Origin of the sequence: Acinetobacter sp. YH12129, assembly GCF_013418685.1 — a bacterium.
In the GTDB taxonomy this organism is placed as follows: domain Bacteria; phylum Pseudomonadota; class Gammaproteobacteria; order Pseudomonadales; family Moraxellaceae; genus Acinetobacter; species Acinetobacter amyesii.
Genome location: NZ_VPBP01000039.1, coordinates 1 through 26,108 on the forward strand (window position 1 = coordinate 1; position 26,108 = coordinate 26,108).

Annotated in this window: 22 protein-coding genes and 1 pseudogene; 10 read left to right on the forward strand and 13 right to left on the reverse strand. The window is 41.9% G+C overall.

Annotated features, from left to right (window positions below):
- Both FTU65_RS14370 and FTU65_RS14375 read left to right on the forward strand, forming a co-directional pair.
- Positions 1-107, forward strand: a pseudogene (locus FTU65_RS14370) (IS5/IS1182 family transposase); the annotation flags it as partial.
- Positions 108-696: 589 nt separating this feature from the next.
- Positions 697-2,037 carry an OprD family outer membrane porin gene (locus tag FTU65_RS14375; RefSeq protein ID WP_180005203.1) on the forward strand — a complete coding sequence of 447 codons (1,341 nt, stop codon included), beginning with the start codon at positions 697-699 and terminating at the stop codon, positions 2,035-2,037.
- A 101-nt stretch (positions 2,038-2,138) separates the two neighbouring features.
- Here the strand turns inward: FTU65_RS14375 and ppa are convergent, their stop codons facing one another.
- Together ppa and FTU65_RS14385 are read right to left on the reverse strand one after the other, a co-directional pair.
- Complete coding sequence (gene ppa / locus FTU65_RS14380) at positions 2,139-2,675, reverse strand: inorganic diphosphatase (RefSeq protein ID WP_180065981.1); 537 nt, start codon at positions 2,673-2,675, stop codon at positions 2,139-2,141.
- Positions 2,676-2,790: 115 nt separating this feature from the next.
- The gene (locus FTU65_RS14385; RefSeq protein WP_078189470.1) at positions 2,791-3,189 is read right to left on the reverse strand and encodes an MAPEG family protein; all 399 of its coding nucleotides are present in this window, start codon (positions 3,187-3,189) and stop codon (positions 2,791-2,793) included.
- Positions 3,190-3,296: 107 nt separating this feature from the next.
- On the opposite strand from FTU65_RS14385, the gene FTU65_RS14390 reads away from it, so the two are divergent.
- The gene (locus tag FTU65_RS14390; protein WP_078189471.1) at positions 3,297-3,686 is read left to right on the forward strand and encodes a hypothetical protein; all 390 of its coding nucleotides are present in this window, start codon (positions 3,297-3,299) and stop codon (positions 3,684-3,686) included.
- A gap of 57 nt (positions 3,687-3,743) precedes the next feature.
- On the opposite strand, the gene FTU65_RS14395 is transcribed toward FTU65_RS14390, so the two are convergent.
- The 6 genes from FTU65_RS14395 to FTU65_RS14420 all read right to left on the reverse strand — a co-directional run bounded on the left by FTU65_RS14395 (position 3,744) and on the right by FTU65_RS14420 (position 12,552).
- A complete protein-coding gene (locus FTU65_RS14395; RefSeq protein WP_180008091.1) occupies positions 3,744-5,423 on the reverse strand; it encodes a long-chain-fatty-acid--CoA ligase in 1,680 nt (559 codons plus the stop codon).
- Between the two features lie 149 nt (positions 5,424-5,572).
- A complete protein-coding gene (parC, locus tag FTU65_RS14400; RefSeq protein ID WP_180066973.1) occupies positions 5,573-7,792 on the reverse strand; it encodes a DNA topoisomerase IV subunit A in 2,220 nt (739 codons plus the stop codon).
- Positions 7,793-7,955: 163 nt separating this feature from the next.
- Positions 7,956-9,275: an MFS transporter gene (locus FTU65_RS14405; RefSeq protein WP_078189474.1), complete on the reverse strand. Its 1,320-nt coding sequence runs from the start codon at positions 9,273-9,275 to the stop codon at positions 7,956-7,958.
- 144 nt (positions 9,276-9,419) lie between these two features.
- The gene (locus tag FTU65_RS14410) at positions 9,420-10,064 is read right to left on the reverse strand and encodes a trimeric intracellular cation channel family protein (protein ID WP_078189475.1); all 645 of its coding nucleotides are present in this window, start codon (positions 10,062-10,064) and stop codon (positions 9,420-9,422) included.
- A gap of 59 nt (positions 10,065-10,123) precedes the next feature.
- On the reverse strand, positions 10,124-10,591 hold the full coding sequence (locus FTU65_RS14415) for a YchJ family protein (RefSeq protein WP_180022084.1): 468 nt from the start codon (positions 10,589-10,591) through the stop codon (positions 10,124-10,126).
- A 389-nt stretch (positions 10,592-10,980) separates the two neighbouring features.
- Positions 10,981-12,552 carry a TerC family protein gene (locus FTU65_RS14420; protein ID WP_180022085.1) on the reverse strand — a complete coding sequence of 524 codons (1,572 nt, stop codon included), beginning with the start codon at positions 12,550-12,552 and terminating at the stop codon, positions 10,981-10,983.
- A gap of 320 nt (positions 12,553-12,872) precedes the next feature.
- Here FTU65_RS14420 and FTU65_RS14425 point away from each other — a divergent pair, with 320 nt between their 5' ends.
- Complete coding sequence (locus FTU65_RS14425) at positions 12,873-13,493, forward strand: TIGR00730 family Rossman fold protein (RefSeq protein WP_078189478.1); 621 nt, start codon at positions 12,873-12,875, stop codon at positions 13,491-13,493.
- Between the two features lie 84 nt (positions 13,494-13,577).
- On the opposite strand, the gene FTU65_RS14430 is transcribed toward FTU65_RS14425, so the two are convergent.
- Entirely contained in the window at positions 13,578-14,543 is a 966-nt protein-coding gene (locus tag FTU65_RS14430) for a hypothetical protein (protein WP_078189479.1), read from the reverse strand.
- Positions 14,544-14,700: 157 nt separating this feature from the next.
- Positions 14,701-14,838 carry a hypothetical protein gene (locus tag FTU65_RS14435; RefSeq protein ID WP_180065974.1) on the reverse strand — a complete coding sequence of 46 codons (138 nt, stop codon included), beginning with the start codon at positions 14,836-14,838 and terminating at the stop codon, positions 14,701-14,703.
- 200 nt (positions 14,839-15,038) lie between these two features.
- On the opposite strand from FTU65_RS14435, the gene mdtD reads away from it, so the two are divergent.
- The 6 genes from mdtD (at position 15,039) to FTU65_RS14465 (ending at position 21,423) form a co-directional block, all read left to right on the forward strand.
- Positions 15,039-16,430: a multidrug transporter subunit MdtD gene (mdtD, locus tag FTU65_RS14440; protein WP_180065972.1), complete on the forward strand. Its 1,392-nt coding sequence runs from the start codon at positions 15,039-15,041 to the stop codon at positions 16,428-16,430.
- A gap of 77 nt (positions 16,431-16,507) precedes the next feature.
- Complete coding sequence (locus tag FTU65_RS14445) at positions 16,508-17,293, forward strand: GH25 family lysozyme (RefSeq protein ID WP_180005210.1); 786 nt, start codon at positions 16,508-16,510, stop codon at positions 17,291-17,293.
- A gap of 59 nt (positions 17,294-17,352) precedes the next feature.
- On the forward strand, positions 17,353-18,366 hold the full coding sequence (locus FTU65_RS14450; RefSeq protein WP_180022088.1) for an MBL fold metallo-hydrolase: 1,014 nt from the start codon (positions 17,353-17,355) through the stop codon (positions 18,364-18,366).
- Positions 18,367-18,429: 63 nt separating this feature from the next.
- Entirely contained in the window at positions 18,430-19,485 is a 1,056-nt protein-coding gene (gene dinB / locus FTU65_RS14455) for a DNA polymerase IV (protein ID WP_180065968.1), read from the forward strand.
- A 235-nt stretch (positions 19,486-19,720) separates the two neighbouring features.
- On the forward strand, positions 19,721-21,037 hold the full coding sequence (gene shiA, locus FTU65_RS14460) for a shikimate transporter (RefSeq protein ID WP_180005217.1): 1,317 nt from the start codon (positions 19,721-19,723) through the stop codon (positions 21,035-21,037).
- A 29-nt stretch (positions 21,038-21,066) separates the two neighbouring features.
- On the forward strand, positions 21,067-21,423 hold the full coding sequence (locus FTU65_RS14465; protein ID WP_180010720.1) for a RidA family protein: 357 nt from the start codon (positions 21,067-21,069) through the stop codon (positions 21,421-21,423).
- A gap of 79 nt (positions 21,424-21,502) precedes the next feature.
- Here FTU65_RS14465 and FTU65_RS14470 read toward each other — a convergent pair whose 3' ends face one another.
- The 3 genes from FTU65_RS14470 to FTU65_RS14480 all read right to left on the reverse strand — a co-directional run bounded on the left by FTU65_RS14470 (position 21,503) and on the right by FTU65_RS14480 (position 25,950).
- Complete coding sequence (locus FTU65_RS14470; protein ID WP_180010722.1) at positions 21,503-22,045, reverse strand: DUF2726 domain-containing protein; 543 nt, start codon at positions 22,043-22,045, stop codon at positions 21,503-21,505.
- Positions 22,046-22,479: 434 nt separating this feature from the next.
- On the reverse strand, positions 22,480-24,891 hold the full coding sequence (locus FTU65_RS14475; RefSeq protein WP_180010724.1) for a YgiQ family radical SAM protein: 2,412 nt from the start codon (positions 24,889-24,891) through the stop codon (positions 22,480-22,482).
- Positions 24,892-25,137: 246 nt separating this feature from the next.
- Positions 25,138-25,950, reverse strand: coding sequence for a M48 family metallopeptidase (locus tag FTU65_RS14480; RefSeq protein ID WP_180005215.1), 813 nt, complete (start codon positions 25,948-25,950; stop codon positions 25,138-25,140).
- Positions 25,951-26,108: the final 158 nt, after the last annotated feature.

A 26,108-nucleotide genomic window follows, 5' to 3' on the forward strand; every position in this document is an offset into this window, starting at 1 on the left:
AAACCTTCAAAATTCTTGCTGAGCGATATCGCAATCGAGGCAAAAGACTAGCATTGAGATTCAATCTAATTGCTGGAATTTATAACTTAGAGCTGAGTGAAAAATGACTTATGAAAGAAATCTATTATATAAAATAGTAAAAAATAAGCTTTTGATTCATAAAATATCTTTTATCGTGTTCAAGTCTTTAACAACAATTTAATGCATTCATTTATATATATTTATCACGATTAATATCATCTTTTTATTGAAATGTATTTTTAAGGAAAACATTTCTGACGACTTCGCTAAAAGTCATTCTCTATTTACAAAATACACCCCAACGGTGCTTACTGTGCCTGAACAGTGATGCCATGCACCTCAATCATTGTTATACTTTTTGATCAAAATACCAATTTAAATTCAGCACAAATTGTCGCGAAGAGTAATGAAAAATCAGCAAGTTAAATGAAATTTTTTATATTTTTTTATGATAAGCAATGAATAAACTTCTCTTTAGCTTAATATATATTCAATTTAAATAAACTATTTGTTAAACAACAATAACATACGAAACATTTGCTTATTACAGATTGACCGATGATCTGAATGTTTTCTAACTTTAGTGTAATAAGCGCATTAAAAATAGTGATTTTTTTAAGAAAAAATATACAATCGCACTACATATTAACCAAATTTGCATGAGGCTCTCTCCCAATGCTTAAAGCTCAACAACTAACACTTGCAGTATTAGTAAACGCTGCTCTTATTTCTACTGCTTTTGCTAGCGAACAAAGCGAATCTAAAGGCTTTGTGGAAGATGCCGAAGGCTCTGTATTGTTCCGTACAGGTTATTTACATCGTGACAAAACAAATTATATCGAAAATGGTACCGGTGCAGAAAAACGTGTAACTGACACAAGCTCAACTGCTCAGTCTGCGATCGTAAAACTTGAATCTGGTTTTACTCAAGGTGTGGTTGGTTTTGGTGTAAACATTACTGGTGATGCTTCATTCAAATTAGGCAGTAATAATAATGCTGGCAATGGCATGATTCCTCGTGAAACTGGAATCAATGATAAAGGTGAATTACAAAAAGGCATCGGTGATACCTATGATCATTGGGCACGTGGTGGTGCCAGTGTAAAAGCACGTATATCAAATACAACTGTTGAATACGGCACCCAAGTTCTTGATATTCCAGTGCTTGCATCGAATACTGCACGTATGGTGCCTGAATATTTCACAGGTGTTTTAGCAACTAGCCATGAAATTGAAAACTTAGAAGTGATTGCTGGTAAATTCACTAAAAACCAATATTCAGACCAAATTAACTCTGATGGTCGTCATTTAGATAATGCGATCGTTTGGGGCGCAAAATACAAATTTAATGACCAACTCAATGCATCTTATTATGGCTTAGACAGTGAAGATGCTCTCGAACGTCACTACATCAATGCAAATTACACATTACCATTGGCTGAAAAGCGTTCTTTAACTTTAGATTTTAATGGTTATCACACTGAATGGGATAAAGAAGCAGGTACTTATTCAACATCTCCAAATGTAGACCCTGCTGACCGAAGCAATAACATTTGGTCGCTTGCTGGTACATTGAACCAAGGTGCTCATTCTGTAATGTTGGCTTACCAACAAAATACGGGCAACACTGGCTATGACTATGGTGAAAATGCTGACGGTGCTCAATCTATTTATGTCGCGAACTCTTATCTATCTGACTTTATCGGTAATCATGAAAAATCGGCACAAGTTCAATATAACTTAAACTTTACTGATTATGGTGTGCCAGGCTTGAACTGGACTTCTGCATTCGTTTATGGCTGGGATATTAAAGTCAACAATTCAGCAAAAGAAGGTCAAGAGCGCGAATTCTTTAACCAAGTGAAATATACTGTTCAATCTGGTTTTGCTAAGGACGCAAGCTTACGTGTACGTCATTCTTACTACCGCGCAAGTGATAACTACCAAGCTGGTAACTATATCGGTGATACAAACGAATGGCGTTTATTCTTAGACATCCCTGTGAAATTATTTTAATTTCGCAGCTACTCTAAGATAGAAAAAAAACCTGCACACTGTGCAGGTTTTTTTTATGAGCATCGATTTCATCTAAAAACGATGCTCAGCTTAAAACAATATTATTTGTTCGCAGTTTTGTAAGCTTCAATTGAGCTAAGTACTTCTTGTTTCGCAACATCAGCACCTTCCCAACCACTTAACTTAACCCATTTACCAGGCTCTAAGTCTTTGTAGTGTTGGAAGAAATGTTCAATTTGATTGATCAATAATGCAGGAAGATCGGTATATTCTTGAACATCTTTATAAAGCGGAGTCAATTTGTCGTGTGGAACAGCAACGAGTTTTGCGTCAACACCACCATCATCTTCCATGTTCAATTTACCAACAGGACGGCAACGAATTACAGAACCTGGCTCTACTGGATGTGGAGTTACCACAAGTACGTCTAGTGGGTCACCATCCAAAGATAATGTATTTGGAACATAACCATAGTTTGCTGGGTAGAACATTGCAGTACCCATGAAACGGTCTACAAATAACGCATCAGAATCTTTATCGATTTCGTATTTGATTGGTGCTGCATTTGCAGGAATTTCAATAATGACATAGATGTCGTTTGGTGCATCTTTACCCGCTGGGATATTGCTGTAGCTCATAGCATCACTCTTTAAACAAAGTTAAATCTTTTAATCCGGCACAATTATAACGGTTTTATCGCTTTTTTTGTGATTTTAGCGATCATGCTGATAATTTAATCATCAAGCAGAACATTTAGCTTAATTTAATGACCAATAACATCAGACAAATTGGGCATAACATCGACAAGGTCCAAATAATTGAACGTAAAGTTGCCCAATTGGCTAAATAACATAGCCCATAAATAACGCGTAAAACGAGATAGGCAATCCCAAACGTCATGATGTATTGTTGATGAATCACCATGTATTCGGCCATTAGAATAGCCGCAATAAATAAAGGTAAACTTTCAAAACTATTTTGCTGCACTGCATGTGCGCGGCTCGCCAATCCTGTAGAGCGCGCTAAAACTTCACGTGGATTTTGATTATCACTCGACTTAAAACCTGCAGCTCGCTTCGCAATAAATGTAAATACATATGGCAGTAAACAAGCGGCCAAAATGAGATAGATGATCCCACTGATGCTGTGCATGTGTTTTTTCTCAGGAAGATTTTATGGCTGCTATAATACCATGGCATTTCGTGAATAATTTTTGTTAAATATAGTGTTTTTATAATCGGCAGATGAAAGGATCCTCTATGAGCACTTCTGATCAAGATCAATTATTTGAAGTTCTTGAAGAGCAAAAACGCCATCAGCTTCGCGTCGATCGTGTCTTAAAAATCGTCATTCCTGTGACTGCATTTTTACTAGCTGTGATCTGCGCCAACTTAAATGTCTGGTCGACTGTTTTCAGCTTTGTCATCATGTGGATTGCATTCTATGCAGTTTCCATCAAGCAACTTCCCCTTTGGCATTGGGTCATTGTCATTGCACTATATTGTTTAGTCGACAATATTTTAACCTATGGCAGCTATAACCAATCTGGCTTTAGTCGTCAGTTCGGCGCGATGTTTATTTTCTTAGGTGTTTTTGGTGTAGGACGTCGCTACTTTGATCGCTGGTCGATGAATAAAGGCAAGCTTTAATGAACTAAATTTAAAGCGATAAAAAAAGCGCCCGAAGGCGCTTTTTTATGCATCGTATTATGCTGTTTTACGCAAATCTTTACGTAGAATCTTACCGACGTTCGATTTTGGTAATTCATCCATAAATTCAACATAACGTGGGCGTTTATAGCCAGTTAAGTTTTCTTTTGCGAATGCCAAAACTTCTTCAGTTGTTAAAGATGGATCTTTTTTCACAACGAATAATTTAGGTACTTCACCTGATTTTTCATCAGGAACACCAATCGCAGCAACTTCTAGTACTTTTGGATGTTTTGCAACAACTTCTTCAATTTCAGAAGGATAAACGTTGAAGCCAGACACCAAAATCATGTCTTTTTTACGGTCTACAATCTTCACATAACCGCGTGGATCCATGACACCAATGTCACCTGTACGGAAGAAACCGTCCGCCGTCATTACTTTGGCAGTTTCATCTGGACGGTTCCAATAGCCTTTCATGACTTGAGGACCACGAATCGAAATTTCACCTTGCTCACCTTGAGCAACTTCATTGCCATCATCATCTAAAATAGCAACTTCAGTCAGTGGCAATGGAATACCAATCGTACCGCTGAATTCCATTGATGCTGGAGGGTTTGCAGTTGCAACAGGTGAAGTTTCTGATAAACCATAACCTTCGATGATATTGGTACCGGTAACTTTCTTCCATGCTTCTGCAGTCGAAGGAAGCACTGCCATACCACCACCCATCGCCATTTTTAGCTTGCTGTGGTCAAGTTGCTTAAACTCTTCATTGTTCACCAAAGCATTAAACAAAGTGTTCACTGCTGGAAAGAATGAAGGTTGGTATTTACGTAATTCTTTCATTACCGCAGGTAGGTCACGCGGGTTAGGAATCAATACGTTCGCCTGACCTTTGTACATGCCGTAAAGTGCACACACCATAAATGCAAAGATGTGATACAGCGGTAATGCACAGAAGATACGATCATCTGGCTGACCATCTTGCTGACCAAATTTACTTTGGAAAATACCATCACACTGCAACATGTTTGACACAAGGTTACGATGTGTCAATTCTGCGCCTTTAGATACGCCAGTTGTACCACCAGTATATTGAAGTACTGCAGTATCACTTAGAGTTAAGTTTGGACGTTTGTAATTGTTTGCACTCACTTTAGACATTGCTGCATTAAAGCGAATATGACCTGGAATGTTCCAAGCTGGAATTTGTTTACGTACTGAACGTAATACAAAGTTAACCAATGTACCTTTCAGCGTACCAAGCATGTCACCCACAGATGCCACGATCACATGTTTTACTGGGGTTTTACCAATAATCGCTTGGTAAACAGATGCAAAGTTTTCAATAATAACTAGAGCTTCTGTTCCAGAGTCATTCAATTGATGCTCAAGTTCACGAGAGGTATACAGTGGATTCACGTTGACCAATACCAGGCCAGCGCGGAATACACCCAATGCGACAACAGGATATTGAAGAACGTTCGGCATCATGACTGCAACGCGTGAACCTTTGGCCAAACCTAAGCTTTGCAAATAAGTTGCAAATTTACGGCTAGCTTCATCAAGTTCTTTAAAAGTTAAGACTTTATCCATGAAGATAAAGGCATCTCTTGAGCCAAACTTCTGAAAATTACGCTCAAAAATATCGACCAATGAGGTATTTTCTGCGGGTAATTCTACAGTTTCTGGAATCCCTGTCTTTTGGTATTCAGCGAACCAAATCTTTTCCATAACGCCCAATTCTCCTGTCGTAATCCTTAATAATCCAACTGTTTTTTTTCAATATTAAGCGGTCATTATTTAACTTGTTTGTGCTTAATATTGCATCCATTTCACGAATAACAGCATATATAACGTATTTCGTTCCATGGATGCTAGTATTATCTTTGAATGAACAGTTTATTTGCTTTTTGATATCCACGTGGTAACAACACGCCTTTCGATGCACGTTTACCCACATATTTTTGCAGATCGTCGCCTTTAAGCTTTAATTGTTGATTTCCTGCAAGCACTTGAATTATTTCATCTAAATTCAAAGTTGTCATGGATACTATTTGATCTTTTGCTTCAAGTTGTATCAATTTATTACCTTTACCCTTATTCAATACTGGTAATTCATCAAGTTCAACCAACAGCAAACGCCCTGCAGAACTGAGGAGTGCAAGATGTGTTGCATTCTCAATCGCCGTTAAATTCATGACCGCCGCGCCTTCAGATAAGGTAAGGAAGGCTTTACCTGCTTTTGCATTGGTATCGAGGTTTTTGGCTTGGGTTTTAAAGCCATAGCCTTTACTACTCATCGCCAAGACTTCTGTTTCATCTTCGGCAATAAACACTTGTTTAAAGCCGACACCACTTGCAGGTGCAAGTTTAGAACTCAGAGGCTCACCTAAACCACGCGCGGATGGCAAGGTATTGATGCCCAAAGCATAGCTTCGACCGGCATCATCTAATACATACACACGTTGATTCGATTTACCTTGCGCATGGCTGAGATATTGGTCACCTGCACGGAAATTTAAGTTCTCAGCATCGACTTCATGACCTTTCGCCGAGCGAATCCAACCCGCTTCAGACAAAACGACAGTTACAGGATCTGCAGGAAGCATATCCTGTTCATTAATCGCATGGGCTTCTGCACGTTTCACAATTGGAGAACGGCGGTCATCACCAAATTTCTTCGCATCTTCTTTAAGTTCATTAATGATCAATGCTTTTAATGATTCAGGGTTCGCCAATTGTTCACGAATAATGGCTGCTTTGGCTTCCAATTCTTCTTGTTCACGGCGCATTTCCATTTCTTCAAGTTTTGCCAAATGACGTAACTTAAGTTCTAAAATCGCTTCGGCTTGAATTTCATCGATATTAAAATGCGTCATCAACACCGGTTTAGGCTGATCTTCTTCACGAATAATTCGAATCACTTCATCAATATTCAGATAGGCAATGATCAAGCCTGCAAGTATATGTAATCGTTTTTCAATTTTATTCAGATGATAAGTCAAACGACGTGTTACGGTATTTTTACGGATTTCGATCCATTCCAACAAAATACGGCGGATCGATTTCACTTGCGGACGACCGTCAGCGCCAATCATGTTCATATTGACACGATAGCTCGACTCTAAGTCGGTGGTTGCAAATAGGTGACTCATCACCGATTCAGCATCAATACGATTCGAGCGCAGGACGATCACTAAACGTGTTGGGTTTTTATGATCTGACTCATCACGTAAGTCCGTGACCAATGGCAACTTCTTCGCCTGCATTTGATCTGCAATCTGCGTGATCACTTTCGAACCTGAAACCTGATACGGCAGCTCCGTAATCACGATTTCATTTTTCTCAATACTGTACACAGCACGAGTTCGATAACTACCGCGACCCGTGGTTTGAATTTTAAGTAATTCTTCTGGAGAACTAATAATTTCCGCACGTGTAGGCAAATCAGGTGCAGGAATATATTCTGCGACTTTCTCATCGGTTAAGTTTGGATTGCGAATTAAGGCGATGGTGCCCTTCACCACTTCACGTAAGTTGTGCGGTGGAATATCGGTTGCCATACCCACAGCAATGCCCGTTGTGCCGTTGAGTAAAATATTTGGAACACGTGCCGGTAAATTCACTGGCTCTTTCATCGAACCATCAAAGTTATCCTGCCAATCACAAGTCCCTTGTCCTAACTCAGACAATAATAAATCACTATAAGCAGACAGTTTTGCTTCGGTATATCGCATTGCTGCGAAGGATTTCGGATCATCTGGTGAGCCCCAGTTTCCCTGACCTTCAATAAATGGATAGCGATAACTAAACGGCTGCGCCATGAGGACCATGGCTTCATAACAAGCTAAGTCACCGTGAGGATGGTATTTACCCAGTACATCACCAACCGTACGTGCAGATTTTTTTGGCTTACCCGTTGGCTTTAACCCGAGTTCACTCATCGCATAGACGATACGACGCTGAACGGGTTTTAGACCATCACTGATATGTGGCAATGCACGATCCATAATCACGTACATGGCGTAGTTGAGATATGCTTGTTCGGTAAATTCTGCTACGGAACGGTTTTCTGTCGCATGATGCGCAAGGCTTGTCATAACAACCTGTAATCCTAAATTGTTCGTTCTTTATTGGGTTCTTATGCTATGTCGCAGGTGTCCCCTATACAAGGGGATGATCTAACACTCTGCGACAAATTGTGTCTTATGGCGTAAAAATATCCATTTTATTCACCATGATCAACTAAAAATTCAACAGTCTTTATAGACCGATGGATTCTAAAGTTTTGCCCTTGGTTTCTTCACCTAAAACCAAAATCACCACAGCAACTGCAATTAAGACTGCAGTAAACATCATAAAGACATAGCTAAAACCATGATCCATATCCATCATATGTGTCACAGCAAAAGGCGCGGCAATGCCCCCGATCCGACCAATGGCACCCGCCCAGCCCGAACCAAAGGCACGAATATTGGCCGGGTATTGTTCTGGTGTATAGGTGTAAAGTACGCCCCAAGCACCGAGATTAAAGAAGGACATTAAACAGCCCCAAATCACAATCTCTGTCACACTGCCAGACTGACCGAAGAAATATGCCGAAATGGCACACATCCCAATGAAGCCCGCCAACGTAGCTTTACGACCTAATTTTTCGACCAACCATGCAGCTGCAATATAACCCGGTAATTGTGCCAAAATCATGACCAAAACATATTCAAAGGATTGAACAATGGTGTAGCCTTCTTTAACCAATAAACTTGGCAACCACGTAAAAATACCGTAATAAGAAAAGACGATACCGAACCAAATGAGCCACAGCATTAAAGTACGACGTGCAAAAATGCCTGACCACAACTGTGAAAAACTGATGTTGTGCTTTTCTGCAACCGGTTTGACCTCAAAGATTTCAACAACTTCCACACCACATTTGGCTTCAATCTTTTTCACCAATGCATGTGCTTCATCAAAACGTCCACGGTTAATCAAATAAGGCACCGATTCAGGCACCATTTTCCAAATCACGATCGCATATAACGCAGGGATTCCGCCAATCAGGAAAGCCGCATGCCAACCAAAATCAGGAATAATAAAGCGTGATACTAACGCCGCAACCAACCAACCCAGTCCCCAAAAACTTTCCAGTAAGACAATAAAACGTCCTCGTACATGCGCTGGAATATATTCACTGACCAAAGTCACCGCGACTGGGAGTTGCCCCCCTAAACCTAAGCCGACAATAAAACGAAATACCAACAACCAAGTTAGATTAGGTGCAAACGCACATGCAGCGGTGGCTAAGCTATAAATCACCAATGTCCATGCAAACACTGTTTTTCGGCCGAAGCGATCTGCCAATCCACCAGAAAACACTGCGCCAATCGCCATTCCAACAAAACCAATCGAGACCACCCAACTTTTATCATTTGGCGTCATGGCCCAATCTTCAGCCATTTTCGCTAAGATGAAGGAAATGAGTCCCGTATCCATGGCATCAAACATCCAGCCAAGGCCAATAACCCAAAGTAAAGTGTAGTGAAACTTACCGATGGGTAAGCGTTGTATACGTGAGACTAAGTCCATAACAAGATCTCTGAACTGGTGGAAGGATAAACACTGCTTTCCCAACAGGATGTATGATTTTGCGTTTTTTAGTATAGATCCATGCAAAAGACCGACCATTGATCCGTCTTTTTAGCATTTTAATGTGATGTTATAGCAACGCGGTTACGACAAATCTTTTGAAGATACCGACTGATCATCATCATCTTTATAAATGAATTTAGGCATTTCTAAGCCAAAGTAAATGGCGATCAGACGTAAGGTGAAACCGAAAATGAGAGTCGCAATGACGGTTAATTCTAGCGATAAGCCAATCTCAATACAGAGCCAATAACAAATCACGGACACAAAAGAAATACTGGCATAAAGTTCACGACGGAACACCAGCGGGACATCGTTACATAGAATGTCTCGTAAAATACCGCCAGAGACCCCAGTTAACACCCCTGCTACCGCAGAAACGACAAAACCATGTCCCATTTCTAAAGCGATTTGACAGCCAATAATGGTAAAACCAATGAGACCAAGGGCATCGAGAACCAAGAAGATATTACGAAGATGACGCATCCACTTTGCAATCAGGATGGTGACAAATGCAGCAAAGCAAGTCAGCATGAGATATTCAGGATGCTTAACCCATGTCAGTGGATAGTGCCCAAGTAGCACATCACGAACCGAACCGCCCCCCAGTGCCGTGACACAGGCAATCAATGTTACCCCAAACCAGTCCATACTCCGCCGACCCGCAGACAATGCACCTGTCATTGCTTCTGCCGTGATTGCGATAATATAAATAACGGTAAGTAACATCGCCCTTCTTCCACTGAGGGTTGAGATGCGCGCTATTCTAAGCTAAATCTGCTCAAATGTTATAAAAATTGCGCACAACATTGTTTAAATTTTCGTCCAGAACCACAAATACAGGGCTGCTTCATGGTGATTTGCATCTCTGTGGTCGGATCAAGGAAATACCAGCGCTGCTCGAACTTCACAAAGTGTGAAATTTCATGATGTACCTGCGCTTGCTGCCCATCGTGATAATGGGCTTTAAATTCAACTTGAGCATGGTTTTTATCGAGTTTTTCTTGAGCCTGTACCACCTCAAGTTTTAACCACTGATTGGCCTGACTCCACGCTGCAATGGCACTGACATCCAAGGCTTGCTGCTGTCCAAACGCAGTTGTTTGTACAATATAATCAATCTTATGCAGTGCAAAAGCACTATAACGTGAACGCATCAACTGCTCTGCAGTCTGTGCATTTTCACGCCCCGTATGTAAGGGCTGACAACAGCTACCATATTCACCTTTGCCACACGGACACTGGACTTGTGACATGTTTGTTTCCATAAAAAAATAGCCTGACAATGCAGGCTATTTTAACGGATCTTTCCACACAATTTTCATCAGTAGATCCGTATCGATTCAAATAAAAGAATGATACACGGTAAGGTCATCCGCAAGTGTTTGAGACAGGACTACTTCTAATCAAAAATGTTTTTGCAATGCTTTGAATAATTTGACGGTAGTGAACGAGTTTTGCGGATGACAATGGTTTTGGGTACTTTTGCCGAAACAAAAGTACCTCCAGCCGAAGGCTAATCCCTTTATTTAAACCCTAGATGTAAGACTCCGTCGAATAGACTTAAAAATCATTTTAAAAATGCGTAATTACTTTTACGTGCGTAACATCAGTGATCTATATAGATTACCCCCCGATACGCAACTTAATCTTCAGTTGGCATGGGAATGACATGCACTTTTTCGATCTTATGACCATCCATTGTGACCACTTCAAAGATGTGTTCATCCGCTTTGAATTTTTCACCATTGGCTGGTAAACGGCCCAAATGAAATAAGATATATCCGGACAATGTCGAATACTGTTCAGCATCATCCACCAAGTCACGACCCAACAATAAAGACACATGACGAATGTCAGTTGAGCCATCGAGTAACAATGAACCATCATCGAGACTTTCTGCTGCTGTCTCCGGTTCATCTTCATCGGGAAACTCACCAGCAATCGCTTCTAAGACATCAATTGGTGTTGCAATCCCTTCAATTGAACCGTATTCGTTCAACACCAAGGCCATTTGCAACGGCGCTTGACGCAGTTGTTCCATCACCATCAAGACTTGTGCATTTTCATGCACCACTACAGGCTCACGGAGATGCTTTTCAAAATCAAGTACGCCTGTTTCAATATAGTCATTCATGACTTTATGAGTCAGTACCGCACCCGCGATATTGTCTAACTCGCCGTGTGCCACAATCAAACGTGAATGCGTGGTACTGAGTAATTGAGCACGAATCGCCTCAGGCGCTTCATCCAAGTCAATCCATTCTAGTTCAGGACGAGGTGTCATCACTGACTTCACTGGACGTTCAGATAAACCCAGTACCCCTTGTACCATGACACTGTGGTAAACCCCGTTGTCTTCATCAAAGACTTCATCGGCAAAGGCACGTGTTGCAAGCACATCTTCATTTTCATTTTGATTGTCTGCAACATTTCTCCCACCGAGCATACGCATCACCGCTGAGGCTGTGCGATAACGTAAGTCTGTGGTTGTCACCATTTTTTCCTGATTATGACGCATGGTTTGGTTCAAAAACTCAATCAGTACGGAGAAACCAATGGCTGCATATAAGTAGCCTTTTGGAATATGGAAACCAAAGCCTTCGACTAAGAGCGAGAAACCGATCATCATCAAGAAACACAGGCACAGAATCACTACCGTTGGATGACGGTTCACGAAGTTCATCAGAGGCTTAGATGCCCACAGCATGATGCCGACAGCAATAATGACCGCAATCATCATGACTGACAGGTGTTTCACCATCCCGACAGCGGTAATCACGCTGTCGAGCGAGAACACAGCATCGAGCACCACAATCTGCACAATCACCATCCAAAACGTCGCATGCACAGGATTTTCTTCCTTTAGCATAGGCTTGTTTTCAAGACGTTCACGCAGTTCCATGGTGCCTTTAAATAGCAAGAACACCCCACCAAACAGTAAGATTAGGTCTCGACCGGAGAATGGATGGTCGAAAATATGGAACAGTGGATTGGTTAGAGTCACCACCCATGCAATCGAAGCCAGTAAGACCAATCGCATACACAGTGCAAGCAATAAGCCGACAATCCGTGCGGTATTACGCTGTTCTGGCGGTAATTTTTCCGCAAGAATCGCAATAAAAACCAGGTTATCGATACCTAAAACAATCTCAAGCACCACCAGTGTCAATAAACCCACCCATGCAGAAGGATCGGACATCCATTCAAAGATCATGGTTGTATCTCCTGAATGTTATTCACACGTGGATCATGCTGATTTGAAGATGATATGCATTGGACATGCGCAAACGCTTTTAATGGCGTTCTTTCTAATATTTTGATGTGTGCTGAGTGACAACAACCACTACCCATGACGGTTCTTTAGCTTGAAATGAAGTTTTAAGTATAGCAAGTTAAGGTAAAAATTCACCCTTTTTTACCAAAGTACAATCTCAGTATGGAAGAATTTAAACCCAGTGATGACATTAAATTGTCATATTTAGCTGCCAATGTAGTGTCATAAAAAATAACATGCTAAGGTAAAATTAAAACGTAATGAATAGCGGATTAAAAATGACAGAAAAACGTGGTAATCCTTCTCCTGCTACAACACAACCTTTAATCGCACTGTATTGCGGCTCCCGCTCTGGTAACAATCCAATTTATCAAGAAAAAGCCATCGCATTAGCGCAAGGCTTGGCTGAACATGGTTTTGGTCTGGTCTATGGTGGAGCCAGTATTGGCCTGATGGGTCAAGTCGCTGACGCTGTGGTCGAACATGGCGGCGAAGCCGTTGGCGTGATTCCTGAGTTTATGTTGGATTATGAAATTGCACATAATCATTTGACTGAACTACACGTCGTGCGCAGTATGCATGAGCGTAAAGCCATGATGGCAGAACGTGCAAGTGCCTTTGTTGCCCTGCCCGGTGGTCTCGGTACATTCGAAGAAATTCTAGAAATCGCCACTTGGGGACAGTTGAATCAACACCAAAAACCGATGATGCTTTATAACGTCAATGGCTTCTATGATGCACTAATTGCACAATTAGACCATGCGGTCGCTGAAGGTTTCTTGCCGCCGCAGCATCGTGCCAAACTGATCGTATGTAATTCTTCGAAGCAGATCTTTAGCGCACTGAAAAATTTAGATTGCCCGAAAAATTTCGTGGTCTAACTGTATTTTAGATGTCAAAAAGGGGAATAAAGTATTCCCCTTTTTTTATTGCTCGATGTTACTTCAAATCAAGATCGTGTCGACTTAACCTGACACCACACGATAGAACCATGGCAAGGTTGTCGCTAAGAAAATACTCATCAACAAACCAAGCATCAATTTCATCGCATCTTTGCTGACATTTCGTGAAGTTCGATATTTATTCACTTCATGTAAATGCATGGACATGGCAAATTCACGTCCTGCGAGTAAGCCCAAGAACACCCAAGTGGTACTCATTGGAATATTACTCCACTCTTTGAACACCAATAAAATCAAGGCATACATAAAGTCGATAATGGTTGCCGAGCGGATATCAGCCACACCTGTTTTGGTGTCGATAATGCCCTGAATCGCCCCACCACGTTGGTACAAAATGATCCCAAGCAGTACGATAAACACCACAATTGCAAAAATCAGGAACTCCAGCGGCACCTGACGAGGGACGTAGACAAAAATATTGGCCAAATCCTGAATCAGCCACTGACTCCATAAAAATGCCGTCGAAACCCACTGTAGTCCCACCCAAATATTCGAGGGGGTTTCATCACGTGTTTTACTGAAATAAACCGAGATGCCTTTAATTACAAAACGATAAACAATAATTGCGACAACAAAAGCTACCGCATAACCCATCATGGACTTGGTTAACATCGAGCCAAGACTACTCGGAGAGAAAATCGTTAACACTAAGAATGTGGTGCTGACCGGGATTCCATAGCGAGTCAAAATGATCAGTAAGATCGGTGGCACAATATAGAGCCACGTGACCCCTTCTGCGGGAAATGGAATCGTTTCTAAACGACCATAAGATGCATCCCCCACGCCAGAACTGTACCAACCATAAACCAATACAATGGCTAGAATACTGCTGACATAGATCCACAACAGCCACCAAGGGCGATGCGCATTGGATGAAATAAAGGTTCCCAATGTCTGTGGCACATCATTACCGACAATAGAATAGGCCGCGAGACAGAAGCCTATGACCATCAGAATTTCGATTGTCATGAAAACAAAACACCTTTGCCATAAAGAAAAAGCCCTCCAATAAATGAAGGACTTGAGCGCATTATGACAGTTTATCTGGCGTTCATACAATTTCGTGCTGTGCTTTTCTCGACACTAAAATAAAAACCTCAAATAAAACAAATGCTTTAAAGTTTAATTATTTCAATTTAATCTGATAAACCGCAGTGCTACCGCTCACTTCATTTCCAACCACCAATAAAGGTTGAGCATTGGGCGAATCTTTGGCCGCAATAAAAATCAGACCTTCGGGCCCTAAATCGCCTTGTTTAATCACATCAGTGCCGAAACTTGTAGTTTCATGTTTTCATTCGTCTTTTATTTAAATATCACCAAGTTATAAACATTAGTTTGCATAGAGATTAAACTTTCATTGCATTTTTCTTGCAATTTTTTGGCTCAATTATGCAAAGCTTTTACTACATCTGAATGGCAATATTCATTTAAACTGTTTAAAAATCTCAGCTTTATTGACTTATGAATAGCACGCCAACGCATCAGGCTTTACAACCCGAATTTAGACTTCTAGTGCTATTGGTCTCTATTGGCTTTTTTATGCAAGGGCTAGATACGACCATCGTCAATACCTCAATCCCAGCGATGGCGAGAAGTCTAGGTGAAGACCCACTTCAAATGCATAGTGTGGTCGTGGCCTATGTCTTGTCTGTCGCAGCGTGTATTCCCTTAAGTGGTTGGTTGGCCGATCGTTTTGGTGTACGAAATACTTATTTCACAGCCATTATTATTTTTACATTAGCATCACTAGGGTGCGGTATGGCCAATAGCCTGAATGAGCTATTGGTTTATCGGGTAATTCAAGGCATAGGTGGCGCGTTGCTACTACCTGTTGGGCGTTTAGCGATGCTCAAAGTGATTCCTCGGACACAGTTTTTATCGGCCATGAGTCTGATGAGCCTTGCCGGTTTGATGGGCCCCTTAATAGGCCCTACCCTTGGCGGTTGGATGGTGGAAGTCGCAACATGGCATTGGATCTTTTTAATAAACATTCCAATGGGACTGCTAGGGGTACTTATTACCTTTAAAGCCATGCCCAATGTGGCCGAACCGAGCGTAAAACGATTCGACTTTATGGGTTTTTTCTTATTGGTCGTCGCCATGGTGGGTTTATCGTTAGGCATTGAAAACTTTGCTAGCCCGCATCTTCCGCTATGGTGGAGCCTGCTTTTGGTCGCTGCGGGGATCATCGCCAGTTTGATCTATGCCTTTCATGCACATACCCACGCCAATGCGCTGTTTCGCAGTAAATTATTTCAAAATCGGATCTATGCCATCGGCATTATCGGCAACTTCTTTGCCCGCCTTGGCGGCAATGCCATGCCATTTTTGATTCCCTTAATGCTACAAGTGGCTTTTGGCTTTGAGCCATTTATCACAGGCTTATTGATGATACCGACGGTACTCGGCTCATTGGCATCTAAACCGATTATTCGTCAAATTATTCAACGCTTTGGCTATCGTAAAGTGTTATTGGTAAATACCTTCTTGGTCGGCGCCTGTATTTGCAGTTTTGCACTCTCTACGGCTGAAACCCCCACTTGGTTACGTGCCTTACACTTTTTTATTTTTGGTATTTTAAACTCGCTGCAATTCGTTTCGATGAATACCTTAACCCTCAAAGATTTACCCCAACAAGATGCCAGCAGTGGCAACAGTTTCTTGTCGATGATTATGATGGTGTCGATGAGTATCGGTGTGGCTTTGGCAGGGACTTTAGTCAACGTGTTTACGGCCTATTATGGTCCTGCACAAATCGAAACGGCATTCCATAGCACCTTGATTTTACTCGGCTGCATTAACCTGATTACCGCAGCGATTTTTTGGCAGATTCCTAAACATGTGGATGTCTAAATCCGTGTCATCGGGCAAATCTATGACAGATCAGCCATTAAAGGGTTATGATAAAAGAGATACTTGGATACATTTTCATGCCTAAAAAAGCCAAATCACGTACCACAAAAAGTTCACTCAAAAAATACAGCCCGATTATTGCACTCAGCGCTATCAGCGGCGTCTTGGTGGTGGCAGGACTGGGTTATTTAGCCGTTATGCCGCATCGCCCTGCATCTGCAGAAGAATATCCAGTCAAAGGTTTTGATGTTTCCCATCATCAAAAAGATATTCAATGGTCAAAAATTTCACCTAAAAAATACCAATTCGTTTATCTCAAAGCCACAGAAGGTGGTGATTTTAAAGATCGGAAATTTCAAGATAACTGGCTGCAAGCGCGGGAAAACGGCTTTTTAGTTGGGGCCTATCATTTTTACCGTCTGTGCCGTGATGGCAGGATTCAGGCAGAAAATTTTATTGCTTCCGTGCCGAAAAAAGCCGATGCCCTTCCCCCAGTGATTGATTTGGAATATGACACCAACTGCATTAACACCTACAGCAAAGAGCAGTTACTCAAAGAAATCACTTATATGCATGATCGCTTGCACCACCATTATGGCAAACAACCGATTTTTTATACCTCGAAGTCTTTTTATAATATTGTCTTAGCTGGCGAGTTTAAACAGACGCCGCTGTGGGTCCGTGAATATAAAGGCCCACCCGATCTAAAAAACAATCCGAAATGGCTGATTTGGCAACATACCAATCAAGGACAAATTCAAGGTATCTCGACCACTGTCGATTTAAATGTATTTTCAGGTGATGCCAAGGCATGGACTGATTTTTTAGACAAAAATGGCGTTTCCCCGATCAAACCCCGTTGATTTATTCACCGACTCAGGACAACATCGAAGCAAATAATCCATGAAAACTGAGTCGCAGGATGCGTATTTTAAAAACTTTTCTTATTATATTTTCAGTCTTTATGATCCTCGCCATCGGGATATTGGCTTATTTGATCCAACCTTCAGGGACCTTGGCAGCGTTTAAAACGTGGCATTATCAACATCCCGCACAAAGCACTACAGATACTCACTCAGCGGCGCCCTATCACGTAAAGTTCTTTGGCGTTTCGACCTTACTGTTTGACGATGGCCAAGAGCAAGTCCTCATCGATGGCTTTTTTAGTCGGCCATCGCTCAGTCAGACCATATTCACTCAGATTCAAAGTGATCAGCCTTTATTACACAACTATATCGACCAATACGACTTAAAACGCACTCGTGCTATTTTCGTGACTCATTCACATTATGATCATGCGCTCGATATTCCAATGTTGGCCCACCAGCTCCCCAAGGCCATGATTGTCGGCTCTAAAAGCACCTTAAATATCGCACGGGCAATGCCAATCGCTGAATCACAATTGCACGAAGTTCAAGCTTGGCAGCCGATGCAAATCGGTAAATTCACCATTACTGCGATCCCCTCGCAACATACTCCGCCAACAGCCGTTAATGATGATTTGGGGGAACAAATTTCGCAGCCACTACAACTCCCTGCACATTTTAGTCAGTTTAAAGAAGGTGGATCATATGACTATCTCATCCAACATGGGCCGCATTACAGTTTAGTCAAAGCCAGTACGGGTGCTGTGCCCAAACAGTTGCAAGAACTAAAAGTCGATACCTTATTTTTAGGCATCGCCCAGCTTTCCAAGCAAACGCCAGCGTTTCAACAGCAATATTTCAAAGAAACCTTAGCGACCCTTCAACCCAGCACCGTGATTCCAATTCATTGGGATAATTTTTTCAAACCACTGAATCCAGAGCTCGAATTTTTACCTCGCTTTGCCGATGACACTCCTCAAAGCCTAAATCTATTGATACAGTCGGCAGCAGCTCAAAACACCAAGGTGGTTTTACTCAGTCAACCTGTGTCGTTCGAGTTAAAAAATTGAGGAAAGCGCTGGATTGACTGTGCGATACTGAAATTCAATTTTTAGGCACTGATTTATCTAGGCATGAGGAAAATCATACATATCGACATGGATGCATTCTTTGCATCAGTAGAGCTGCGGGAACGCCCAGAACTCAAACAGCTTCCTGTTGTTGTGTCTTCACATCACCTTCGTGCGGTCATCTGTGCCGCGTCCTATCCTGCACGTGAATTTGGTTTACGTTCTGCGATGTCGATGGCACAGGCCCGTAAACTCTGCCCACAAGTCGTGGTGATCGAACCTAATTTTGAAAAATATCGTGCCGTTTCGGCGCAAATTCATGCCATTTTTCAACGCTATACGTCTCTGATTGAGCCGCTATCTTTAGACGAAGCTTATTTGGACGTCACAGAAAATTTACAACATATTCCGAGTGCCACTGAAGTCGCTATGCGAATTCAGGCAGAGATTTTACAAAGCACTGGTTTAACTGCCTCCGCAGGTGTCGCGCCCAATAAATTTTTGGCTAAAGTTGCTTCTGATTGGAACAAACCCAATGGCATTTGTATTATCAAACCGTCTCAAGTTTTGCATTTCATCCATGACTTGGCACTGAAAAAAATTCCCGGTGTGGGAAAAGTGACTCAAGAAAAATTAAAAGCCATGCAACTCAATACATTGGGTGATTTACAACAAATTGAAGAAGCCGTTCTGATTCATCATTTCGGTAAATATGGCCGACAACTCTATCTGTATGCACAAGGGATTGATGAACGACCGGTCCAATCTAGCCGCGAGCGTCAGCATATTTCCAAAGAAACCACTTTTGATGATGATCTCACCCTGAGCCAATGTCAGCCCTATTGGCCCAAACTGATTGACCAAGTTTGGTCTAGTTTAGAAAAAAAGCAGTTAAGCGCACGTGGTGTATCGGCCAAATTAAAACTGAAGAATTTCCAAGTGCTACAGCACAGTAAAAGTTTTAAAACGTCACTGAATCATCGTGAAGACCTTGCGCAGGTATTACAGCAATTACTGCATGAAATGCATATTTCTGAGGAAGATCAATTTCGCCTGATTGGCGTAGGGGTCTATCAATTAAGTGCGCAAAACCAAGAAACACAACTTTCGCTGCTCTAAAAACTTCAAGAAGATCGTATTTGCTTAAGATTTAGGCAGAAGAACAAATTTAAAGCAATTTGCTATTCACAAAGCCTAAAATTAGAGTACTCTATCAGCGCACTACATTATCCGTGTATGCGCTGAGATGCTGAAAATCACCTTTACTTTCAGCATGCTGTCCTGTGATTGGCGTGACGATCAAATCCGAATATTACAGGGCAACTCTGTTGTCAATCATGGAATACCCCGCTGTATGCCTTCTGCAAAATCTGCTCCAAATCCTCAAAATATTTCACAAAATCAAGAACAACGTGCGCGTAAAGCCGCATTAAGTAGCTTCATTGGTGCCGTAGTCGATTGGTACGATTTTTTACTTTATGGCATTGTTGCCGCACTCATTTTCAAAGATCAGTTTTTCCCCAGTATTGGCAACAATATGGGAACCTTGGCAGCCTTGGCGACCTTTGGCGTCGGCTTCCTGTTCCGCCCCTTAGGCGGCATTGTGTTTGGACATTTTGGTGACAAGCTGGGTCGGAAAAAAATGTTGGTGCTCACCGTCATCCTGATGGGCATTTCGACGGTCGGCATTGGTTTACTGCCCAATTTTGCGGCCATCGGTTGGTTGGCCCCGATCCTGCTCGTAACACTTCGGGCAATACAAGGTTTTGCCGTCGGTGGTGAATGGGGCGGCGCTGCCCTGATGGCCGTGGAAAATGCCCCGAAAGGCAAAAAAGCCTTTTACAGCAGTGGTGTACAAATTGGCTATGGCGTCGGACTCGTTCTGGCAACAGGCGCTGTGTCGTTGATTATTGCCACTTTGGGTGAAGATGCTTTTGCTGATTGGGCATGGCGAATTCCCTTTATTGCCAGTATTGTCTTGCTGGCTATCGCGATGTGGATTCGACGTGATCAAGACGAATCACAAGAATTCATCGACAATGTGGTCAAAGCTCGACAAACGCCGCAAAAATTACCGATTCTGCAAGCGATTAGCCAACACCCAAAAGCCTTTTTCTACATTATTGCGCTGCGCCTGACTGAGTTACTCACCATGTATTTGGTGACGAACTTTGCACTGAATTATTCCACCGCTCAATTGGGCATGGACAAACAGTTCTTCCTCAATATCACCTTAATGGTTGGTGCCATTAGCTGCTTCAGCATTCCCCTCTTTGCGTGGCTAGCAGATCGATTTGATCATCGTAAAATGTGCGTGCTGGGTGGATTGATTGGTGCGCTTTCAGCTTTTCCCTTCTTCATGGCCCTTGATGCACAAAATACTTGGCTAATTATTGTCGGTGCAATTTTCCTTGCCAATATTGCCCATGATATGGTGGTGAGTGTACACCAGCCGATTTTTACCTCCTTGTTTGGTACCGCCTATCGCTACAGTGGCGCAGGTGTCGGCTATCAAGTAGCCAGTATTATCGGTGGTGGCTTTACCCCAATGATTGCAGCAGCTTTGGTGATTTGGGGTGATGGTTCATGGCATTATGTAGCAATCTACCTTGCTGTTGGCTGTTTATTGACGGCCTTGGTTGCAGCTACAATGCCTAAAACTCAAGATTAAGTGACCTTTTTGCTTTCAGGATATTCCGCATGACCATCCAACGCCTGCATGTTTCAAAACGCTTTTCCGAAATCGCTATTTCAGGTCAATTGGTCCATTTGGCAGGTCAATTGGCAACAGACCTTGATTTAGACATCAAAGGACAAACACAGCAAACATTTGAGATCATTGATCAATTCCTTGCAGATGCCGGCACAGATAAAAGCCAGATTATGTCAGTGACCATTTATCTTAAAGATATTGAACAGGATTATGCCGCATTTAATGAAGTATGGGATGCGTGGGTGTCAGACATTGAAGCATTACCCAGAACTTGTGTCGAAGCCAAATTATACGACCCGCGTGTACGGGTAGAATTAACTGTCGTAGCCGTTAAGCCTGAATAACCATTAAGCCTGAATAACAATAAAAAAAGCATGTCTAAAGACATGCTTTTTTTTGCAAAAGACTTGGCTCTTTGAATCCTTAAGATCCAATAATTTTGATCTTTTTACGTTCCAAATCTGAATATAAATGATATTTTTTCAAATCATTAACCGGTACAAATGGCGCTTGTACACGCTGCTCATTTAAGAAATCTTCGCGTAATTGAACGTACTCAGGCACATCATCATAACGAATGACCCGATAGCCTGCCAAAGCGAGCAAAGCATCTTGATATTGCGACTGCTGCATCCGTTTCAGCACCATTGGATCATCTAAAGCGACGATTGCCAAGATCTGATGCTGTTCATCGAGGACGACAAAGTCCGCCACCATATTTCGATACTTGTTCCGCGTACGATAATATTTCGTGGTCAACAGTGCATCAAAAGATACATGCGCAAGGATCGTATGCTTAGGCAAAATTTCTTTTAAACGCGTGTAAGTTAATTGCTCATTAATGTTGAAAATAGCACGTTGTTTCAATGCGCTATCTTGTTGCTTAGAATCACTTTCTAAACTTTTCCAAGCCATTATGAGCACACAGAAGAGTAAAATACTCCCTATTACTATGTATATAGTCATCTCATAATCCTTTATATTTCTTATATTTTTGGTTTTTGACATACTTCTTTTGAAGACGAAGTATACAACCAGTATTATTTTTTTAATTTCCTATTAAAAAAAATAACTCTAACTTTCACACAATACGTATTTAAACTGACAAAAAGTTGCAAACTTAAAGCGTCAAACATCACATGCCACTTCGTTCAGAGTAATAGCATCCATTGCTATATACAGATACTTTAGATCATTCGCTAAAACGACAGCAAGTGCATTTCCTCTCACTGTCAGACTATTCCGATAAGCTGTCAAATTTTGCTCGTATTTCATTGAGATAACCGACACACATATGGCATTGAGCTTGTAACAGCATATAAAAATGCAAACTTTCTTATGCTGCCGAGCATAACACCCATAAAAAAAGACACCGAAGTGTCTTTTTTTATCTATCCATTTTAAGCGCGTGATTTAGACTTCGATTTTCCTTTGGGTTTCGGACCGCCAAAAGGTTTTTTCGCATCACCCGTTTCACGCGGCGGCAGACCAGTATGCTGCGTCAAGATTTGACCGCGCTCAGGACGCTTCTTGGTATTTGAAGGACGCGATTGAGCAGCCTTCGTCCGATTACCTTGTTCACCTGTACGTTTTTGTGAATCACCCGCAATGCTTGAGTTCTTTTTACGTGCAGATTGGTATTGGCCCTCAGCACTGCCCGCCGGTTGATACGTCGGAATCAAATGCTGTTTTGAGTTGCCAATCAGATCCTGACGGCCCATTTCTTTGAGCGCTTCACGCAGCAATGGCCAGTTATTTGGATCATGGTAACGCAAGAAGGCTTTATGTAAACGGCGGCGTTTTTCACCTTTCACGATATCGACATTTTCGGTATAACGCGCCACTTTAGCCAGCGGGTTTTTACCGGTGTAGTACATGGTTGTTGCGGTCGCCATTGGTGATGGATAAAAGGTTTGCACCTGATCGGCACGGAAACCATTCTTCTTCAGCCAAATCGCCAAGTTCATCATGTCATAGTCAGTCGTACCCGGATGCGCTGCGATAAAGTAAGGAATGAGATACTGCTCCTTCCCTGCTTCCTTACTGAAACGATCAAACATTTGTTTGAAACGGTCATAGGTCCCGATCCCCGGCTTCATCATCTTCGATAATGGGCCTTTTTCGGTATGTTCAGGTGCAATTTTCAGGTAACCGCCCACATGGTGTGTCACCAATTCTTTGACATATTCTGGGTTTAACACTGCAAGGTCATAACGTAAACCAGAACCGATCAGAATCTTTTTAATCCCCGGCAATGAACGCGCTTTACGGTATAACTGGGTTAAAGGCGCATGATCTGTGTGCAAGTTTTGACACACACCCGGGAATACACACGACGGCTTACGGCAGTTCTTTTCAATCTCAGGATCTTTACATGCCAAACGGTACATATTGGCCGTTGGACCGCCTAAGTCAGAAATGATCCCGGTAAAACCCGGTGCGGTATCACGAATTTTTTCAACTTCACGCAAAATCGATTCTTCAGAACGGTTTTGAATGATACGCCCTTCATGCTCTGTAATTGAGCAGAAGGTACAGCCGCCAAAACAGCCACGCATAATGTTTACAGAGAACTTAATCATGTCAAAAGCAGGAAAACGCGCTTCACCATACGCAGGATGTGGCAGACGTGCATACGGCAAGTCAAACACATAATCCATTTCTTCTGTAGTCAATGGAATCGGCGGTGCATTCAGCCAAACATCACGTTCACCATGCTTTTGCACCATCGCGCGCGCATTGCCCGGATTAGTTTCCAAATGCAAAATACGGTTGGCATGTGCATACAGCACAGGATCATTCGCCACATCTTCATAGGCAGGTAAACGAATCACCGCCAATTCACGCGGCGGCAATTTATGCTTAATGGCTTTTGATGCAGGCTGCAGCTGCACGATTTGCGTATCGGCGTCTAAGTTATCACCTTCACGAACAATCGGATTTGCTACCGCTTCTTTTTGGAAGCCTTGATATTGCGTAACGCTGTCTTTGCCTTTCTCGATTTCACAGCCTTCAAGGTCTTCAGTCATCACGTACGGGTTAATGATCGGATCGACACGGCCAATCGCATCGACATCATTTGATGCGATTTCAATAAACTTCGCTTTTGAAGCCCGGTTATTTTTATTCACAATAAATGCAGTACCGCGGACATCCGTAATCTCTTGGATTTTTTCACCGCGAGCCAAACGATGCATGATTTCCGTGATTGAACGTTCACCATTACCATACATCAATAGATCGGCTTTCGAGTCCATCAATACTGAACGGCGGACTTTGTCTGACCAATAATCATAATGTGCAATACGGCGCAGCGAGGCTTCAATACCGCCCAATAATACAGGCACATCTGGATAAGCTTCACGCACACGCTGGCAATAGACTGTTGCTGCGCGGTCTGGACGTTTATTCGGCTGATTATCCGGAGAATACGCATCATCTGAACGGATTTTACGGTCAGCTGTATAACGGTTGATCATCGAATCCATGTTGCCGGCTGTCACGCCCCAAGCAATATTTGGTTTACCCAATACACGGAAGGCTTCTACATTGGTCCAGTCTGGCTGAGCAATAATCCCGACACGGAAACCTTGTGCTTCAAGGGTACGGCCGATAATGCCTGAACAGAATGATGGATGATCGATATACGCATCACCGCAAACCAAAATAAAGTCGCAGCTATCCCAACCGAGTTGATCCATTTCTTCGCGTGACATCGGCAAAAATGGCGCAGGGTCAAAACAAGACGCCCAATATTTGTCGTAATCAAACAACGCTTTTGGCGCAGTCTGCATAGTATAAGCAGTAGACATGGCTAGCAATTCTCGGCTGGCAGATGGAATGATCTAAAAAAAGATCAAAGAAGATGAAAGCCGATCATTTTACCATGAATTCCATTCATCATGCTTGATTATAATTTATACAATAGCTACAGAATCATTGAATTGTTTTATATAGACATCAGATGTAATAGTGCTGTAGCACGACTATAAAACAAGATTTAAATAAATCATTTGTAACTTTGCTTTAGTTTAAATCAACCTAGAATGTGCCATGAGTTATCGCATTTTATTCAACATTAAAGCCTGCGCCTGTTGAAATTTGATGTGCATTTCAGGTAAATATTTTTCAATATAAATCTTACGCTTATCTATACTGTCTTGAGTCATCAATGGTTTTACATCAAGCATTTGACGGCGTGTCGTTTCCTGCTGATATTTTTGACAAAAACTCAATGCTGCATTTGGGTCAAAGCCCGCTTTCGACATAAGATCAAGTGCGAGAACATCAGCTTCTAGTTCAAATTTTGAAACTTTAGGCAGAAAAACCGCTTGCCCAGTCACACTACTGGCAGCCGTTGCAAGCGCGCCGATACCCGCAGTCGAAGAAATCATCGCCACCTGACTAGCAAACAGCAAAGAAATCTTTTCACGATGATGATCACGCAATGCATGTGCCATTTCATGCGCCATCACAAATGCCAATTCATCTTCAGTCAGCTTTAAACTCCAATACAAACCCGTGTTAATGACAATTTTCCCACTTGGAAAACCATGTGCATTTAAATCTTTATTGAGATTCCCACTGACTTGCCAATCCCATTGGCTCGAACCTTGACGGTAAAACTCCGCATTTTTTTTGAGTTTATTTAAAACCTGATCCAATTTCGGATAAATGATCAAAAGTTGTTTGTCTTTAGACTGATGAATAAATTGTTGATAAGATCTGTCCGCCTGTTTAGTTAATAATTTTTGAGGAACGATAAAAAACTGTTTACGTTCTGCACCAGCTGTCCCTAAATTCGTGGTACTTACACAAGCTGAAATTAAGATAAAAAATAAAGCCATCATTAAAATAGTTATATTTTTCATAATCGCCTTAATTTTAATACCAATATTGATCGGCTTTGTTGCACAAACCTATCGTTAAGGGCTTATTCCACAATATAATTTTCAAATGAATAAGCCCACACCTAAAATTTACCGTACTCTCAATTGGTCTACATACAACCGCGCACTTATTAATCGTG

Bases quoted from the DNA above. Each gene is read 5' to 3' on its own strand.
- mdtD (WP_180065972.1), top strand. From the start codon at position 15,039: ATGAATAGCACGCCAACGCATCAGGCTTTACAACCCGAATTTAGACTT.
- FTU65_RS14410 (WP_078189475.1), bottom strand. From the start codon at position 10,064: ATGTTACTTACCGTTATTTATATTATCGCAATCACGGCAGAAGCAATG.
- FTU65_RS14415 (WP_180022084.1), bottom strand. From the start codon at position 10,591: ATGTCACAAGTCCAGTGTCCGTGTGGCAAAGGTGAATATGGTAGCTGT.
- FTU65_RS14465 (WP_180010720.1), top strand. From the start codon at position 21,067: ATGACCATCCAACGCCTGCATGTTTCAAAACGCTTTTCCGAAATCGCT.
- FTU65_RS14390 (WP_078189471.1), top strand. From the start codon at position 3,297: ATGAGCACTTCTGATCAAGATCAATTATTTGAAGTTCTTGAAGAGCAA.
- FTU65_RS14405 (WP_078189474.1), bottom strand. From the start codon at position 9,275: ATGGACTTAGTCTCACGTATACAACGCTTACCCATCGGTAAGTTTCAC.
- FTU65_RS14475 (WP_180010724.1), bottom strand. From the start codon at position 24,891: ATGTCTACTGCTTATACTATGCAGACTGCGCCAAAAGCGTTGTTTGAT.
- dinB (WP_180065968.1), top strand. From the start codon at position 18,430: ATGAGGAAAATCATACATATCGACATGGATGCATTCTTTGCATCAGTA.
- ppa (WP_180065981.1), bottom strand. From the start codon at position 2,675: ATGAGCTACAGCAATATCCCAGCGGGTAAAGATGCACCAAACGACATC.
- parC (WP_180066973.1), bottom strand. From the start codon at position 7,792: ATGACAAGCCTTGCGCATCATGCGACAGAAAACCGTTCCGTAGCAGAA.
- FTU65_RS14395 (WP_180008091.1), bottom strand. From the start codon at position 5,423: ATGGAAAAGATTTGGTTCGCTGAATACCAAAAGACAGGGATTCCAGAA.
- FTU65_RS14450 (WP_180022088.1), top strand. From the start codon at position 17,353: ATGCGTATTTTAAAAACTTTTCTTATTATATTTTCAGTCTTTATGATC.
- shiA (WP_180005217.1), top strand. From the start codon at position 19,721: ATGCCTTCTGCAAAATCTGCTCCAAATCCTCAAAATATTTCACAAAAT.
- FTU65_RS14480 (WP_180005215.1), bottom strand. From the start codon at position 25,950: ATGAAAAATATAACTATTTTAATGATGGCTTTATTTTTTATCTTAATT.
- FTU65_RS14385 (WP_078189470.1), bottom strand. From the start codon at position 3,189: ATGCACAGCATCAGTGGGATCATCTATCTCATTTTGGCCGCTTGTTTA.
- FTU65_RS14430 (WP_078189479.1), bottom strand. From the start codon at position 14,543: ATGACAATCGAAATTCTGATGGTCATAGGCTTCTGTCTCGCGGCCTAT.
- FTU65_RS14375 (WP_180005203.1), top strand. From the start codon at position 697: ATGCTTAAAGCTCAACAACTAACACTTGCAGTATTAGTAAACGCTGCT.
- FTU65_RS14420 (WP_180022085.1), bottom strand. From the start codon at position 12,552: ATGATCTTTGAATGGATGTCCGATCCTTCTGCATGGGTGGGTTTATTG.
- FTU65_RS14470 (WP_180010722.1), bottom strand. From the start codon at position 22,045: ATGACTATATACATAGTAATAGGGAGTATTTTACTCTTCTGTGTGCTC.
- FTU65_RS14445 (WP_180005210.1), top strand. From the start codon at position 16,508: ATGCCTAAAAAAGCCAAATCACGTACCACAAAAAGTTCACTCAAAAAA.
- FTU65_RS14425 (WP_078189478.1), top strand. From the start codon at position 12,873: ATGAATAGCGGATTAAAAATGACAGAAAAACGTGGTAATCCTTCTCCT.